The sequence below is a fragment of the Micromonospora sp. H33 genome (assembly GCF_052068455.1).
Taxonomy (GTDB): Bacteria; Actinomycetota; Actinomycetes; order Mycobacteriales; family Micromonosporaceae; genus Micromonospora.
In genome coordinates this window covers 1-12,365 of sequence record NZ_JBQHDE010000005.1, presented here as the reverse complement: position 1 = coordinate 12,365, position 12,365 = coordinate 1, and the positions used below count along the sequence as shown (strand labels likewise).

At 72.8% G+C, this 12,365-nt stretch carries 12 protein-coding genes and 3 tRNA genes; 7 read left to right on the top strand and 8 right to left on the bottom strand.

Going from position 1 to position 12,365, the window contains the following annotated elements; all coding sequences use genetic code 11:
* The first annotated feature begins 67 nt into the window (after positions 1-67).
* Positions 68-574: a DinB family protein gene (locus ACTMS0_RS14010; RefSeq protein ID WP_441155601.1), complete on the top strand. Its 507-nt coding sequence runs from the start codon at positions 68-70 to the stop codon at positions 572-574.
* Between the two features lie 34 nt (positions 575-608).
* Here ACTMS0_RS14010 and ACTMS0_RS14005 read toward each other — a convergent pair whose 3' ends face one another.
* Both ACTMS0_RS14005 and ACTMS0_RS14000 read right to left on the bottom strand, forming a co-directional pair.
* On the bottom strand, positions 609-1,394 hold the full coding sequence (locus tag ACTMS0_RS14005) for an alpha/beta hydrolase (RefSeq protein ID WP_441155600.1): 786 nt from the start codon (positions 1,392-1,394) through the stop codon (positions 609-611).
* Positions 1,395-1,436: 42 nt separating this feature from the next.
* A complete protein-coding gene (locus tag ACTMS0_RS14000; RefSeq protein WP_441155599.1) occupies positions 1,437-2,366 on the bottom strand; it encodes a diacylglycerol/lipid kinase family protein in 930 nt (309 codons plus the stop codon).
* Positions 2,367-2,655: 289 nt separating this feature from the next.
* On the opposite strand from ACTMS0_RS14000, the gene ACTMS0_RS13995 reads away from it, so the two are divergent.
* From ACTMS0_RS13995 to ACTMS0_RS13980, 4 genes are all read left to right on the top strand, one after another.
* A tRNA-Glu gene (locus ACTMS0_RS13995) sits at positions 2,656-2,728 on the top strand.
* Between the two features lie 31 nt (positions 2,729-2,759).
* Positions 2,760-2,833: transfer RNA gene (locus tag ACTMS0_RS13990), tRNA-Gly, on the top strand.
* A 56-nt stretch (positions 2,834-2,889) separates the two neighbouring features.
* The gene (locus tag ACTMS0_RS13985; RefSeq protein ID WP_441155598.1) at positions 2,890-4,089 is read left to right on the top strand and encodes an RtcB family protein; all 1,200 of its coding nucleotides are present in this window, start codon (positions 2,890-2,892) and stop codon (positions 4,087-4,089) included.
* A gap of 39 nt (positions 4,090-4,128) precedes the next feature.
* Positions 4,129-4,201 (top strand) — tRNA-Arg (locus tag ACTMS0_RS13980).
* 123 nt (positions 4,202-4,324) lie between these two features.
* On the opposite strand, the gene ACTMS0_RS13975 is transcribed toward ACTMS0_RS13980, so the two are convergent.
* From ACTMS0_RS13975 to ACTMS0_RS13955, 5 genes are all read right to left on the bottom strand, one after another.
* Positions 4,325-5,626 carry a choice-of-anchor B family protein gene (locus ACTMS0_RS13975; RefSeq protein ID WP_441155597.1) on the bottom strand — a complete coding sequence of 434 codons (1,302 nt, stop codon included), beginning with the start codon at positions 5,624-5,626 and terminating at the stop codon, positions 4,325-4,327.
* Between the two features lie 271 nt (positions 5,627-5,897).
* Positions 5,898-6,791: a Gmad2 immunoglobulin-like domain-containing protein gene (locus ACTMS0_RS13970; RefSeq protein ID WP_441155596.1), complete on the bottom strand. Its 894-nt coding sequence runs from the start codon at positions 6,789-6,791 to the stop codon at positions 5,898-5,900.
* Positions 6,788-8,266 carry an ATP-binding protein gene (locus ACTMS0_RS13965; RefSeq protein ID WP_441155595.1) on the bottom strand — a complete coding sequence of 493 codons (1,479 nt, stop codon included), beginning with the start codon at positions 8,264-8,266 and terminating at the stop codon, positions 6,788-6,790. Before ACTMS0_RS13965 ends, ACTMS0_RS13970 begins: the two co-directional genes overlap by 4 nt.
* A gap of 11 nt (positions 8,267-8,277) precedes the next feature.
* Positions 8,278-8,958, bottom strand: coding sequence for a response regulator (locus ACTMS0_RS13960; RefSeq protein ID WP_441155594.1), 681 nt, complete (start codon positions 8,956-8,958; stop codon positions 8,278-8,280).
* Positions 8,959-9,047: 89 nt separating this feature from the next.
* The gene (locus ACTMS0_RS13955) at positions 9,048-9,638 is read right to left on the bottom strand and encodes an AMIN-like domain-containing (lipo)protein (RefSeq protein WP_441155593.1); all 591 of its coding nucleotides are present in this window, start codon (positions 9,636-9,638) and stop codon (positions 9,048-9,050) included.
* A 291-nt stretch (positions 9,639-9,929) separates the two neighbouring features.
* Between ACTMS0_RS13955 and ACTMS0_RS13950 the strand changes: the two genes are divergently transcribed.
* A complete protein-coding gene (locus ACTMS0_RS13950; protein ID WP_441155592.1) occupies positions 9,930-11,108 on the top strand; it encodes a snapalysin family zinc-dependent metalloprotease in 1,179 nt (392 codons plus the stop codon).
* Between the two features lie 171 nt (positions 11,109-11,279).
* A complete protein-coding gene (locus ACTMS0_RS13945) occupies positions 11,280-11,897 on the top strand; it encodes a hypothetical protein (RefSeq protein WP_441155591.1) in 618 nt (205 codons plus the stop codon).
* 180 nt (positions 11,898-12,077) lie between these two features.
* On the opposite strand, the gene ACTMS0_RS13940 is transcribed toward ACTMS0_RS13945, so the two are convergent.
* A partial coding sequence (locus tag ACTMS0_RS13940) for a C39 family peptidase (RefSeq protein WP_441155590.1) occupies positions 12,078-12,365 on the bottom strand: 288 nt, incomplete at its 5' end.

Below are 12,365 nucleotides of genomic sequence, written 5' to 3'. Positions count from 1 at the left end.
GCGGGTGGTAGACGGTCCATGATCGGGTACGGTGCGTCGGACGTACGGCAGCGGGGAGGGGTGCGCAGTGGCCACCGAACGGATCGGTCCACCGGTCACCGGGGACGAGCGCGAGATGCTGCGCGCCTTCCTCGACTACCACCGCGCCACCCTCGGCATGAAGTGCGACGGCCTCGGCGACGAGGACCTGCGCCGGCGGTCGATGCCGCCGTCGACGCTCTCCCTGCTCGGCCTGGTCCGGCACATGGCCGAGGTGGAGCGCGCCTGGTTCCGCCGGGTGATCGCCGGCGAGGACGTCCCGCTCGTCTGGTCGGACTCCGGCGACTACCAGCAGGCGTACGACGCCACCGGCGCCACCCGGGCGGAGGCGTTCGCGGCCTGGCAGCGCGAGGTGGAGCACGCCCGGCGCGTCGAGCGGGAGGCCCCGTCGCTCGACGTGACCGGCCACAACGCCCGGTCCGGGGAGACCGTGTCGCTGCGGTTGGTCATGCTGCACCTCATCCACGAGTACGCGCGGCACAACGGCCACGCCGACCTGCTCCGCGAGGGCGTCGACGGCACGGTGGGCGCCTGACCTCCCGCCCGGTGGCGCCTCCGCTCGACGCCCCTCAGCCGGCGGGCCGTTCGCGCAGCGGCAGCCAGGCGAGCACGTCCTGGATCTTCGCGTCCCAGTACGCCCAGTCGTGGTCACCGGGGGAGAAGTCCACGGTCAGCGGCACCCCCCGTTCGCGGGCGACGTCGACGAAGCGCAGGTTGTCCTCGTACAGGAAGTCCTCGGTGCCGCAGGCGACGTAGAGCGCCGGCCCGTCCGCGTCGTACCGGTCGAGCAGCGCCACCGTGTCGTCGTCGGTGTCGGCGACGGTGCGCTCCCCGAAGACCGTGTGCCACACGTCGGCGTCGACCGGCCGGGTGGGGTGGTGCCGGCGGGTGGCGACGTTCAGCGCGCCGGACAGGCTCGCCGCCGCGGCGAACCGGTCCGGGTGGCGCAGGGCCCACTTCACCGCCCCGTATCCGCCCATCGAGAGCCCGGCGACGTACGTGTCCTCCGGCCGCCGGGACAGGCGGAAGAAGTCGTGGCAGGTCGACGGCAGCTCCTCGGTGAGGAACGTCCAGTACCGGTTGCCGTGCTCCTCGTCGCGGTAGAAGCTGCGCCCCGCCTGCGGCATCACCACCGCCAAGCCGAGCGGTGCCACGTACCGCTCGATCGAGGTACGCCGCAGCCAGATCGTGTCGTCGTCGGTCAGGCCGTGCAGCAGGTAGAGCACCGGCGGGTCACCGGCCGGCGCGGCGCCGGCCATGCCGATCTGCGAGGCCGTGCGCTGCGGCAGGATCACCGTCATCGACGTCGAGAGACCGAGGACGTCGGAGTAGAAGTCAACGCGCATCAGGGCCACGGCAGCCGATGCTACGCGGTGGGCCGCCCGGAACGGTGCGGCTCAGCGGTCGGGGCTGTCGGCGGTAGCCACCACCCGCAACGCGTTGGCGTCCAGGCCGATCCGGATCGGGGTCTCACCGTACAGTTCGCCGTCGACCTCCACCGGCGCCGGCCGGTCGGTCTCCAGCCAGAGTTGACGTACCGCGAGGAACGGCTCGTCACCCAGCGTGCGGCGATGCCCGGTCGCCGCGTTGCGGGCGGTGTCGCGCAGCAGTTCACGCCGGTTCGGACCACCCACCGGGTACGCGACCAGCAGCCGGTCGTCCGCGTTCGCGTCCGCCGTGATCGGCCGGCCGGCGTGGAAGCCGCCGTTGGCAACGTACAGCTGATGGGTGACGAACTCGTGCTCCCGCCCCTCGGCGCGCACCCGGGCGCGCAGCGGACGGTGGCGGGCCAGCAGCGCCAGGGCCGTGACCGGGTACGCGAGCCGGCCGCTGAGTCGCTTGAGACGCGGCGGCGTGCTGGCCATCACGTCGGCGGAGAGGCCGATGCCGACGTGGTTGGCGAACCGCAGGTTGCCCACGAGTCCGAGGTCGACGTCGACCACCTTCCCGTTGGTGAGGACCGTGACGGCCGCGTCCAGGTCGAGCGGGATGCCGACGGTGCGGGCGAAGTTGTTGGTGGTGCCCAGCGGCAGCACGCCGAGCGCGATGTCGCGGTGGGCGAGCAGCCGCGCGGCCGTGCTGAGCGTGCCGTCGCCGCCGCCGGCGACGAGCAGGTCCGGCCCGAGCCGGATCGCCTCGGCGAGGCTCTCCTCCAACTGCCCGGGCCGGTCGACGGGGTAGGTGCCGAGCAGGTCGAAACCGGACGCGACCAGCCGCGTCCGCACCCGGTCGTAGTGCTGCCGACCGCGGCGGGAGCGGGCGTTGATGACCAGCGCCGCCCGCCGGTCCCGCCGGATGGCCGCGCCCAGCTCCTGCTTGGTCCGCATGGGCACGACCCTATCGCCGGCAGCCCGGCCAATATCCATTGCGGCCATCCCCGGCCGGCCGTAGTGTCCTCCCCGCAAGCCCACACCGGACCGAGGGAGCCCACCGTGACGCAGCTAGTCAGCACCCGAGCCACGCGGCCCGCGCCGCGCGGTGGTGCGACGGCCGGCGAACGGGCCGGCGGTCGCCGCCTTCAGTGCCGGCGACCCGGGTGGTGTGACTGACGTCCGCACAGGACGCGGTCGCCGCCCACCCCACCGGGTACGGGCGGCTTTTTCGTGCCCCCGACACGGGCCGTTGGAGCAACGGGAAGCTCACCCGGTTCTCAGCCGGGAGGTTGCGGGTTCGAATCCCGTACGGCCTGCGCGGCGACGCCCCACGGCGTCGCGCGGATCGCGGTTGTAGCGCAGCCCGGTAGCGCGTCACCTCGCCACGGTGAAGATCGCCGGTTCGAATCCGGCCAGCCGCTCTGCCTTCCGGTCCCGCCCCGAGCGCGGGACCGTCCCACGACACGAGGAGACGACGATGGGCTTCACCCCGCTGGCGGGCACCCGCGCGCCGGTCCGGGTCTGGACCGACCCGTACGGCATCGAGCCGCAGGCGGCTCGCCAGCTGCGCAACATCGGCGCGCTGCCGTGGGTCGAGGGCGTGGCCGTCATGCCGGACGTCCACTTCGGCAAGGGCGCCACGGTCGGCTCGGTCATCGCCATGCGGCAGGCCGTGTCGCCGGCCGCGGTCGGCGTGGACATCGGCTGCGGCATGTCGGCGGTCCGGACGTCGCTCACCGCCGTCGACCTGCCGGACGACCTGGCCGGCCTGCGGTCGGCGATCGAGGCGGCGATCCCGGTCGGCTTCGCCCAGCGGAACGACCCGGTGGATCCGCGGCGGGTCCGCGGGCTGGAGCAGCGCGGCTGGGACGACTTCTGGCGGCGGTTCGGCGACCTCGACCGGCGGGTGACCCAGCTGGAGACCCGGGCGCGGCGGCAGATGGGCACCCTCGGTGGCGGCAACCACTTCATCGAGGTCTGCCTGGAGCAGGGCGGCGCGGACGCCGGCCGGGTCTGGCTGATGCTGCACTCGGGTTCGCGGAACATCGGCAAGGAACTGGCCGAGCGGCACATGGCGGTGGCGCGGCACCTGCCGCACAACGCCGACCTGCCCGACCGGGATCTGGCGGTGTTCATCGCCGGCACGCCGGAGATGGACGCGTACCGCCGGGACCTGTGGTGGGCGCAGGAGTACGCGAGGCGCAACCGGGCGGTCATGCTCGCCGTGCTCTGCGAGGTCGTCCGGGAGCAGTTCCCGCAGGTGCGGTACGACGAGCCGGTGAGCTGCCACCACAACTACGTGGCGGAGGAGACCTACGACGGCGTCGACCTGCTGGTCACCCGCAAGGGGGCGATCAGGGCGGGCCGGGGGGACCTGGGCATCATCCCCGGGTCCATGGGGACCGGCTCGTACATCGTGCGCGGTCGGGGCAACCCGGATGCGTACCACTCGGCGTCGCACGGTGCGGGGCGGCGGATGTCGCGGGCCCAGGCGAAGCGGACGTACAGCGCCGCCGACCTGGCCGCGCAGACCGCCGGCGTGGAGTGCCGCAAGGACTCCGGGGTGGTCGACGAGATCCCGGCCGCGTACAAGGACATCACCGAGGTGATGGCGCAGCAGGAGGACCTGGTCGAGGTGGTGGCGCACCTCAAGCAGGTGGTCTGCGTGAAGGGCTGAGCGACGACCGGCGCCCGGTGGGGCGGGCGCCGGTCGTACGCCCCGGTGGCTCAGCGGAGAGAGCGCCGGTCTACGAAACCGGAGAGCCCAGGTTCGAATCCTGGTCGGGGCACGGCCGTCTCTGCCGGACCGCCGCCCGGCGGCGTCGTCTTCCGTCGGGGCGGTGGTAGGGAGGACGGAGGCGCCCCCGCCGGACATCCGGACGGGGGCGCCTCTCGGGTACGTCGGATCGAGGTCAGCCGCGTCCGAGTGTCGGCCGCACCAGGAAGAGACCGTCGTAGCCGTGAACGGCGACGAGGCCGTTGTCGAAGAACGGGTAGTTGCTCCACGTACCGTGGCTGAACGCCGCGTCATCGTCCTCTGGCCAGGTGTCGAGGTAACCGACCTCGGTGAGCCGGCCGTTCGCCAGGTTGTCGGCGCGCAGGATGCGCAGTCCGGAACGGTAGTTGGACTGGAAGACCAGGTCACCCACCACGTACAGGTTGTGGTCGATGGCCGTGGTGTCCGCGGTGTGTGCACCCACCAACCGTGGGGCCGTCAGGTCCGACACCTCCCAGATCCACGTCCGGGTGTTCACCTCGTACCGAAGCTCGTCCAGTTCGTCGCCCATCAGGAAGTGCCGGCCGTCCTTGCTCAACCAGCCCTGGTGGCTGTACGCCGAACCCTCGTACGGAACTCGGGACAGCATCACTGGCGCCGCCTTGTCGGTGACGTCGGTGATGGTGAGGGTGTCCTCGTTGGAGCTGAAGCAGATCTCGCGTCCGTGGAAGCGGCTGTCCGGACCGTCGTAGTTCACGCACTGCGTGTCGTGCGTGTAGCCGTCTGCGGCGTAGCAGCCGGCGAAGGTGGGTTGAGTGGGCGTCCGGATGTCGATCATGTGCAGGCCGCTGGCGCAGGCATGGGTGTCCTCGCGTACACCCACGGCGTACGCGAAACCGGAGTCCTCGTTGATGGCGAGGTTGTGGGCGCGGCCGAAGTCACGGTAGGTGGTGGTGGCGGTGAATGTCACGGGCGCGGCGGCACGATCGACGGTCCGTAGCTGCCGCAGGTCGAACACCTGCATGCCGTGCTCGCGTGCCTCGGCCACGATGAACGCGTGATCGTCGTACACCTTGATGTCGCGCCAGATCACGTTGTTGGTGCCGGAGGTGGGCAGGTTGCCGAGGTACACGGGCTTGCGTTCGTTCGTCACGTCCACGAACGAGGTGCCGGTCTCGCGCCCGGCGATGACGTAGCGACGTTCGGTCTCGGGATCCGTCCATCCCCAGACGTCCGAGCCGCGCCCACCGCCGATGGCTGACATCGGCAGGTAGCTTGCCAGGTTGACGTTGTCGCACGGGAAGTAGCCCGCCTGCCCGTCGACGCATGGGGTGCCGTTCGGCGCGCCGACCAGGGCCGCGGCCGGGAAGTTCGGGTCGACTTCCCCGATCGCGTCCTTGCCCTCACCCTCATGCTCGCCGTCATGGGCCGTCGCCGGACCCGTTGCGAAGAGCAGGCTTACGACGGCCACTCCGGTGATCAGCAGGGATCGTCTCATGCCACCTCCACTCCCTTGTAGATGCGGTGAGCCATTGATTACAACGCACGTCAAAGGTTGAAACAAGACCGGATGCGGCCGGAGAGATCTTGTGAGAGCGACCCCTACCGGCCTGGTGGCGGGTCGGGCCCGGCCGCGAACAACGGCGTCCGGCATGGCGGCCGCCTCGGTGATCGACCCCCGGCTGACCGTGGTGCCGGTGTCGCCGTCGGAGCCGAATCGGACCATGCGGCCACCTGGGTAGCCGCACGGCAACCTTCGGCAGGTGTCGTCAGCGGCGGGGCGTGAGTCGTACGGGCACCGCGACGACCTTGGTGCGCGAGCCGTCCTCCGGGGACACCTCGTACACCTCGACGGTGCCGGCCTGCTCCCGGTCCACCCGGTAGCCCACCGAGACGCGGTAGTCGCCCCGGCAGCCGGTGCCGCAGGTGGCGGTGGTGAACGTGGTGGCGATCTCCCGGCCACCGGAGTCGAGGACGCGGACGCTGACCGTCGCCTCGAACACGTCGGCCGTGCCGGTGACGGTCACCGGGCCGGTGACGCGCGCGCCGATGATCGGTGCGGTCACGACGATCGGCGGCAGCAGGTCGGCGTAGTCGGCCCGGTCGACCGGGGCGCCGGCGCCGAAGCGGACCCGCCGGACGGTGGGGAACTGGGTGAGCGTCCAGACCACCTGCGCCTCGCGTAGCCGTACCGCCGCCGACCCGCCCGTGGTCGGCAGGACCGCGAGCATCGCCGTCCCGTCGGCGATGCGGGTGACGTCGGTGCCGTTGGGCACCAGCGTGGCCAGTCCGGTGGCGGTCTCCGCCGCCGTCGGTCGGGCCGCCAGTTCGGTCAGCGCGAGGCGGGACGTGGCCACGGTCGCCGGCCGAGTGCGCCGGGTCGGGGCGATCCGGCCGTCCCGGACGTACCACAGCTCGATCGTGACCGTGCCCGCCGGCGGCGCGGCCGTCCCGCTCGGAGCCGGCGGTGTGGTGACCGCGGTCGGGCTCGGCGGCCCGGTCGCGGGGCCGGTGGGGGACGGCTCCGGGGTGGTGGCGGGCGGGGTCGACGTGGCCGGCGGCGCCACGGTCGGGGCCGGCCCGAGCGAGCCCGACCTGGGCTCCCCGCACCCGCTCATCGCGAGCAGGGCGACAATCCCCACCGTGACCGCCGCGCGCCTCACGGCGCACCTCCCGGCGTCCACCGGTCCGCGCCCGGTTCGCGGGGCCGAGGGGCGGCACCGGTCGGCGCGGCGTCGGCGGTGGGTGCGGCGGCCTCCGGGCGTGTGGTGGCGAGCGCGAGCCGGAAGAGGGTGCCGACGCCCGGGGTGCTCGACACGCTCAACCGGCCGTCGAGCAGGCGGGCGTTCTCCCAGGCGATGGCCAGACCGAGACCGCTGCCGCGGCCGGAGCGGGCCGGGTCGACCTTGTAGAAGCGGTCGAAGAGCCGGGGCAGGTGCTCGGCGGGGATGCCCGGGCCCTGGTCGGTGACGTCGAAGACCACCTCGGGCCCGGCGCGGTGGACGGTGACCCGTACCGTGCCGCCGCCGTGCTCGACCGCGTTGGCGACGAGGTTCGCGAGGACCCGTTCCAGCCGGCGGGGATCGGTGCGCAGGTCGACGGGAGCCGCGTCGACGATCACCCGCTCCGCCCACCCGCGCGCCCGCAGGATCGACCGCAGCAGGGCGGCCGGGTCGACCGCGGTCACGGCGAGGGCCTCCCGGCCCGCGTCCAGGCGGGAGATCTCCATCAGGTCCTCGACCAGCCGGCGCAGCCGGACCACGTCGGTGACCAGCAGCTCTCCGGCGCGCCGGGCGTCGTCGGGCAGCTGGTCCAGGTGGTCGCCCAGCAGCGAAGCCGCGGCCACCAGGGCGGTCACCGGGGTACGCAGCTCGTGCGCGACGTCGGCGGTGAACCGCCGCTCCCGGGTCTGCGCCCGGGACAGGGCCTCGATCCTGTCCTGCAGCGCCTCGGCCATCTCGTTGAACGAGGCGGCCCACACGCTGAACTCGTCCCGGCCGCGTACCGGCAGGCGCGTGGCGAGCAGCCCCTCGGTGAGCGCGCGGGCGGCGCGACTGGCCCGACCGACCGGGTCGAGGGTGCGGCGGGCCAGCGTGTGCCCCACGGCGGCGGCGAGCAGCACGACCAGCACCCAGCCGGCCAGCAGCGCGGTCCGCAGCTGGTCGAGGTCGGCGGCGATGTCGTCCTCCACGGTGACCACGTACAGCTCGGCGGTCGAACCGGGGACGCGGCCGCCGACCACGAGCAGTCGGGGCCGGGCCGGCGGCGCCGTGCGCTCGTAGCCGAGCTGCCCCGCCGTCACGGTCGCCCGCAGCGCCGCGCCCAGCGGTGGCGCGTACGACGGGTTCGACGGATACGCCTCACCGTCGACGAGGATCACGTGCCGGCCGCTGCCCTCGAAGCTGGCCAGCAGCTCACCGCGGCGCTGCGCGGTCAGCGGAACGAACTGCCCGGCGAGCACGAGTTGGTAGCGGGCGTCGGCTGCGGCCTGCTGCACCGAGCCGTCGAAGCGGGCCTGGCGCAGCAGCGCGTACGACCCGCCGGCGAGCAGCCCGGCGGAGACCCCGGCGACGAGCACGAAGGCGACGGTCAGCCGGCGCCGCAGGCGACCGGGGACGACCGGATCCGCTGTCCGCACCGGGCACCTCCTCACGTCGGTGACAACTTGTAGCCGGCACCCCGGACCGTCCGGACCAGCCGGGGGTTCGCCGGGTCGTCCTCGATCTTGGCGCGCAGCCGCTGCACGGCCACGTCCACCAGCCGGGAGTCGCCGAGGAAGTCGTGGTTCCAGACCCGCTCGAGAAGCAGCTCCCGGGTGAACACCTGACCGGGCCGGCGGGCCAGCTCCAGCAGCAGCCGGAACTCGGTGGCCGTCAGCGCCAGGTCGCGCCCGTCCTTGCGGGCCACGAAGCTTGCCGGGTCGATCTCCAGTCCGCCGACCTCGATGGTGGTCGGGGCCGGCGTGGAGCTGGCCCGGCGCAGCACCGAACGGACCCGGGCGACCAGCTCCGGCAGGTCGAACGGCTTGCGCAGGTAGTCGTCGGCCCCGCACTCGAGCCCGACGACCACGTCGATGGTGTCCGTCCGGGCGGTCAGCATGAGGATCGGCACCTGGCTGGTCCGCCGGATCTCCCGGCATACCTCGAACCCGTCCAGGCCGGGCAGCATGACGTCCAGGACGATCAGGTCGACCGGCCGGGCGCGCCACGCGGCGAGCCCCGACCGGCCGTCGACGGCGGTGTCCACCCGGAAGCCGGCGCGGCGCAGGCCGAGGGCGGTGACCTCACGGATGGAGGCATCGTCCTCGACGACCAGCACCCGGCCTTCCATGCGCTGAGCGTAGCCCCGCTGCGGTCCCGGCTGACCTGGCGAAACGGCCGGTGTGGAGGGTCCGGCCGGTGCCGGACCCTCCGCCGTCGTCACTCCTGCCACTGGTGGGCCACGTCGAGGACGATCCGGCTGTGCGTACCGGGGCCCGCCAGGACGAACACCCGGAACGGCAGGCGCGCCCGCACCCCGACCGCGAAGGTGCTGTAGCCCTCGAAGCTGCCGCCGAACACCACGTCCCGCAGCGTCCGGTAGCGCAGCACGTTGGCGGTGTGCTCGCCGACCCGGTACGGGACGGTGGCGAGGTGCTCGTCGTCGTACGCGGGGGCCTGCAGCGAGACCCGCAGCAGCTCGTCCCCGGCGGTGTACGGCGACAGCGGCAGCCCCTCACCCTCGGTCCACGTCTCGCCGTAGGTGACCGTGTAGCCGGTCACCGGGCCGGCGAACTCGAAGACCACCCGGTCGAAGCAGTCGTGCCGCCCGGTCCGCACGTCGATGAGCGGGGCGCTGCTCAGCGAGCCGGCCGACTTCGTCAGGCTGCCCCAGGTGATCCCGCAGTACGGCGACCCCGTCGCCGCCGCCTTCGTCGTGCCGGTCGTCGTCGCGGCCGTGCCGGTGCCCGCGCCGGCGACCAGGCCGGCGAGTACGACCACCAGCACCATGAGTCCACTCTTGATCCGCATCTGTCTCCTCCTTGTCTGAGCTGCTGTCCGTCGGTGCCGGACCCCGTCGTCCCGTCACCACGAGGTCCACGGTGGAGCCGGTCCACGGCAGCAACTTCGCCGTGGCGTAACGCCGGCGTAACAGCACGGGGCATCCGGTCGGCGGCTGGCGACGCGGCGGCAAGGCCTGATTGCCGCCGCCAGTCGCTCGCCGGTATGACTCTTCCGCTATGTCGGACATCGGTGACGTTCGATTTAACATCCACGTACATCGATGGATGGCGGCGGTGCCGCCGACGACAGGGGAGTGAGATGCTCAGACGACAACTGCTGCGCGCGGCCGGAGCCGTGCTGGCGGCGGTGCTCGCGGCGGCCGGGGTGCAGGTCGCCACCGGTGCCCCGGCCTCCGCCGCCCGCACCGTCTACTACGACGCGAGCCGGGCCGGCGAGTTCCGCACCAACTTCGACCAGGCCGCCCAGATCTGGAACGGCTCGGTCAGCAACGTCCGGCTGGTCCCGCGTACGCCGGGCAACGTCACCATCTACGTCGACAGCGGCTGGCCGCGGGCCCAGGTCACCGGGCTCGGCTCCGGCCGGATCTGGATGGGCTGGACCGCGGTGAACCAGGGGTACGACCGCACCCGCATCGCCAGCCACGAGTTCGGCCACATCCTCGGCCTGCCCGACCGGCGTACCGGCCTCTGCTCCGACCTGATGTCCGGCAGCAGCGCACCCGTCTCGTGCCGCAACGCGTACCCCAGCAGCGCCGAGGCCTCACGGGTTAACTCGTTGTTCGCCGGCGGCCGCGCGACGGTCACCACCGGCACGTTCACGTGGGCTTCCGACGAGGTCACGCCGTTCGTGGTCGGCGGCCGGCCGGCCACCGAGAACTACCCGTGGCTGGTCTACACGTCCGGCTGCACCGGCACGCTCATCAAGGCGAACTGGGTGGTCACCGCGCGGCACTGCTCGACGCCGTCCTCGGTACGCGTCGGCAGCGTCAACCGCAGCAGCGGTGGCACGGTGGTCCGGGTGAGCCGCTCGGTCAGCCACCCGACGATCGACGTCAAGCTGCTGCAACTGTCCAGCTCGGTCGGGTACGCCCCGGCGCCGATCCCGACGACCTCCGGCGCGGTCGGCACCGCGACCCGCATCATCGGCTGGGGCCTGACCTGCCCGAACCGGGGCTGCGGCTCCGCGCCGACCATCGCGCACGAGCTGGACACCTCGATCGTGTCGGACAGCCGCTGTATCGGCATCAACGGCCCGTACGAGATCTGCACCAACAACACCGGCGGCAACTCCGGCGCCTGCTACGGCGACTCCGGCGGCCCGCAGGTGCGCAGGATCAACGGCGTGTGGAACGTGATCGGGGCAACCAGCCGGTCGGGCAACAACAACGCGACCTGCGCCACCGGTCCGTCCATCTACGGCGACCTGCCGTCGATCCGCTCCTGGATCAACACCCAGGTCGGCGGTCTCCCTGCCTGAGTGGTGGACGGCCCGGCCCGAGCCGGTGGTGGTCTTCCGGCCCGGGCCGGCGCGGAGGGTCCCTTGTGCGCGCACGAGGGGCCCTCCCCGCGTTGCGGGCGGTGTGAATGTCACTGTCCGGTCACCGAGTGCGGTACGGTGCCTCACACATCGATTTCCACCGAGGTGAACATGCCTGCCGTGGCCGCGCTCGCCCTCACCTTGGCGCTGGCTCCCGCGCCAACCCCGTCCGCCTCCCCGTCACCATCCAAAGGGGTGGTCGGCGACCTGCTCGGCGGTGTCGGCGGCGTGGTCGGCGACCTCCTCGGCGGTGGTGCCTCGCCGAGCCCCGACGAGGAGTCACTGACCCCGGGTGCCACGGTCCCCGCACAACCCGCCACGCCGGGGCCGTCCGCCGCGGGGGCGTCGCCGATGCCCGGTCGCACCGCCGGCGCCCGGGCGGGTGTTCCCGCCGGCGGCGCTCCGGGGGCTTCGACGGCGCCGGGCGGGTCCGCGCCCGTTCCGGAGGCTCTCCCGGGGCCGGCCGATGCCGCGGAGGAGTCCGACCGGTTGCTGCTCTACGCCCTCGCCCTGAGCGCGGTGGCGGTGCCGGTGCTGCTGCTGATGCGGCGGCGCCGCCCTCCGACGGCGGTGGCGCCCGCCGGCGCGCCGCGCCGCCCGGCGGGGTCGGTACCGGATCCGGAGCCGGCGCCCGACAACGTGTCCCGGCTGCCGACCGACCTCAACGCCATCTACGAACTGGGTCGCCTCGACGAGCGTCTGAGCCAGGAGCGCAAACGCCGTCGGTGACGCTGAAGTCCGGGCTCGCTCCTTGATCGACTCGATGCCGGCGGCATCGGGGTGTCCGGGTTGGTCGCATGCCGCGATGCCGCCGGCATGGAGTGGATCATGTGCCTCGGGCGGCGTTCGGGGACGACGAAAGGGCCGGCCCCTGGGTGGGGGCCGGCCCTTTCGGCTGTGCCGCGTGTGTCAGGAGGTGCTGTAGCCGCGGGTGGCGATCCAGTCGGCGAGCGCTTCGGTGGTCATCCAGTACTCGGCCTGGTTGGGGTCGGCGCTGTCGGCGATCTTCACCTGGTGACCGTTGTCGCGGTAGCCGGTGACGGAGATGTAGTGGCCGCCCTCGAAGGAGTGCACGCCGCCGTCGGTGTCGGTGGCGGTGCCGGCGATGTTGGCGACCAGGGCGCGGCCGTCGTCGACGGTGCGCACGACGTCCTCGCGCAGCTTGTCGGTCTGCTTGTCGTCGGCCTTGGCGTCGGT

What these genes read in the sequence shown, in the direction of transcription:
- ACTMS0_RS14000 (WP_441155599.1), bottom strand. Translation starts at nt 2,366, where the DNA reads ATGCGGACCAAGCAGGAGCTGGGCGCGGCCATCCGGCGGGACCGGCGG.
- ACTMS0_RS13985 (WP_441155598.1), top strand. Translation starts at nt 2,890, where the DNA reads ATGGGCTTCACCCCGCTGGCGGGCACCCGCGCGCCGGTCCGGGTCTGG.
- ACTMS0_RS13975 (WP_441155597.1), bottom strand. Translation starts at nt 5,626, where the DNA reads ATGAGACGATCCCTGCTGATCACCGGAGTGGCCGTCGTAAGCCTGCTC.
- ACTMS0_RS13960 (WP_441155594.1), bottom strand. Translation starts at nt 8,958, where the DNA reads ATGGAAGGCCGGGTGCTGGTCGTCGAGGACGATGCCTCCATCCGTGAG.
- ACTMS0_RS13955 (WP_441155593.1), bottom strand. Translation starts at nt 9,638, where the DNA reads ATGCGGATCAAGAGTGGACTCATGGTGCTGGTGGTCGTACTCGCCGGC.
- ACTMS0_RS13950 (WP_441155592.1), top strand. Translation starts at nt 9,930, where the DNA reads ATGCTCAGACGACAACTGCTGCGCGCGGCCGGAGCCGTGCTGGCGGCG.
- ACTMS0_RS13945 (WP_441155591.1), top strand. Translation starts at nt 11,280, where the DNA reads ATGCCTGCCGTGGCCGCGCTCGCCCTCACCTTGGCGCTGGCTCCCGCG.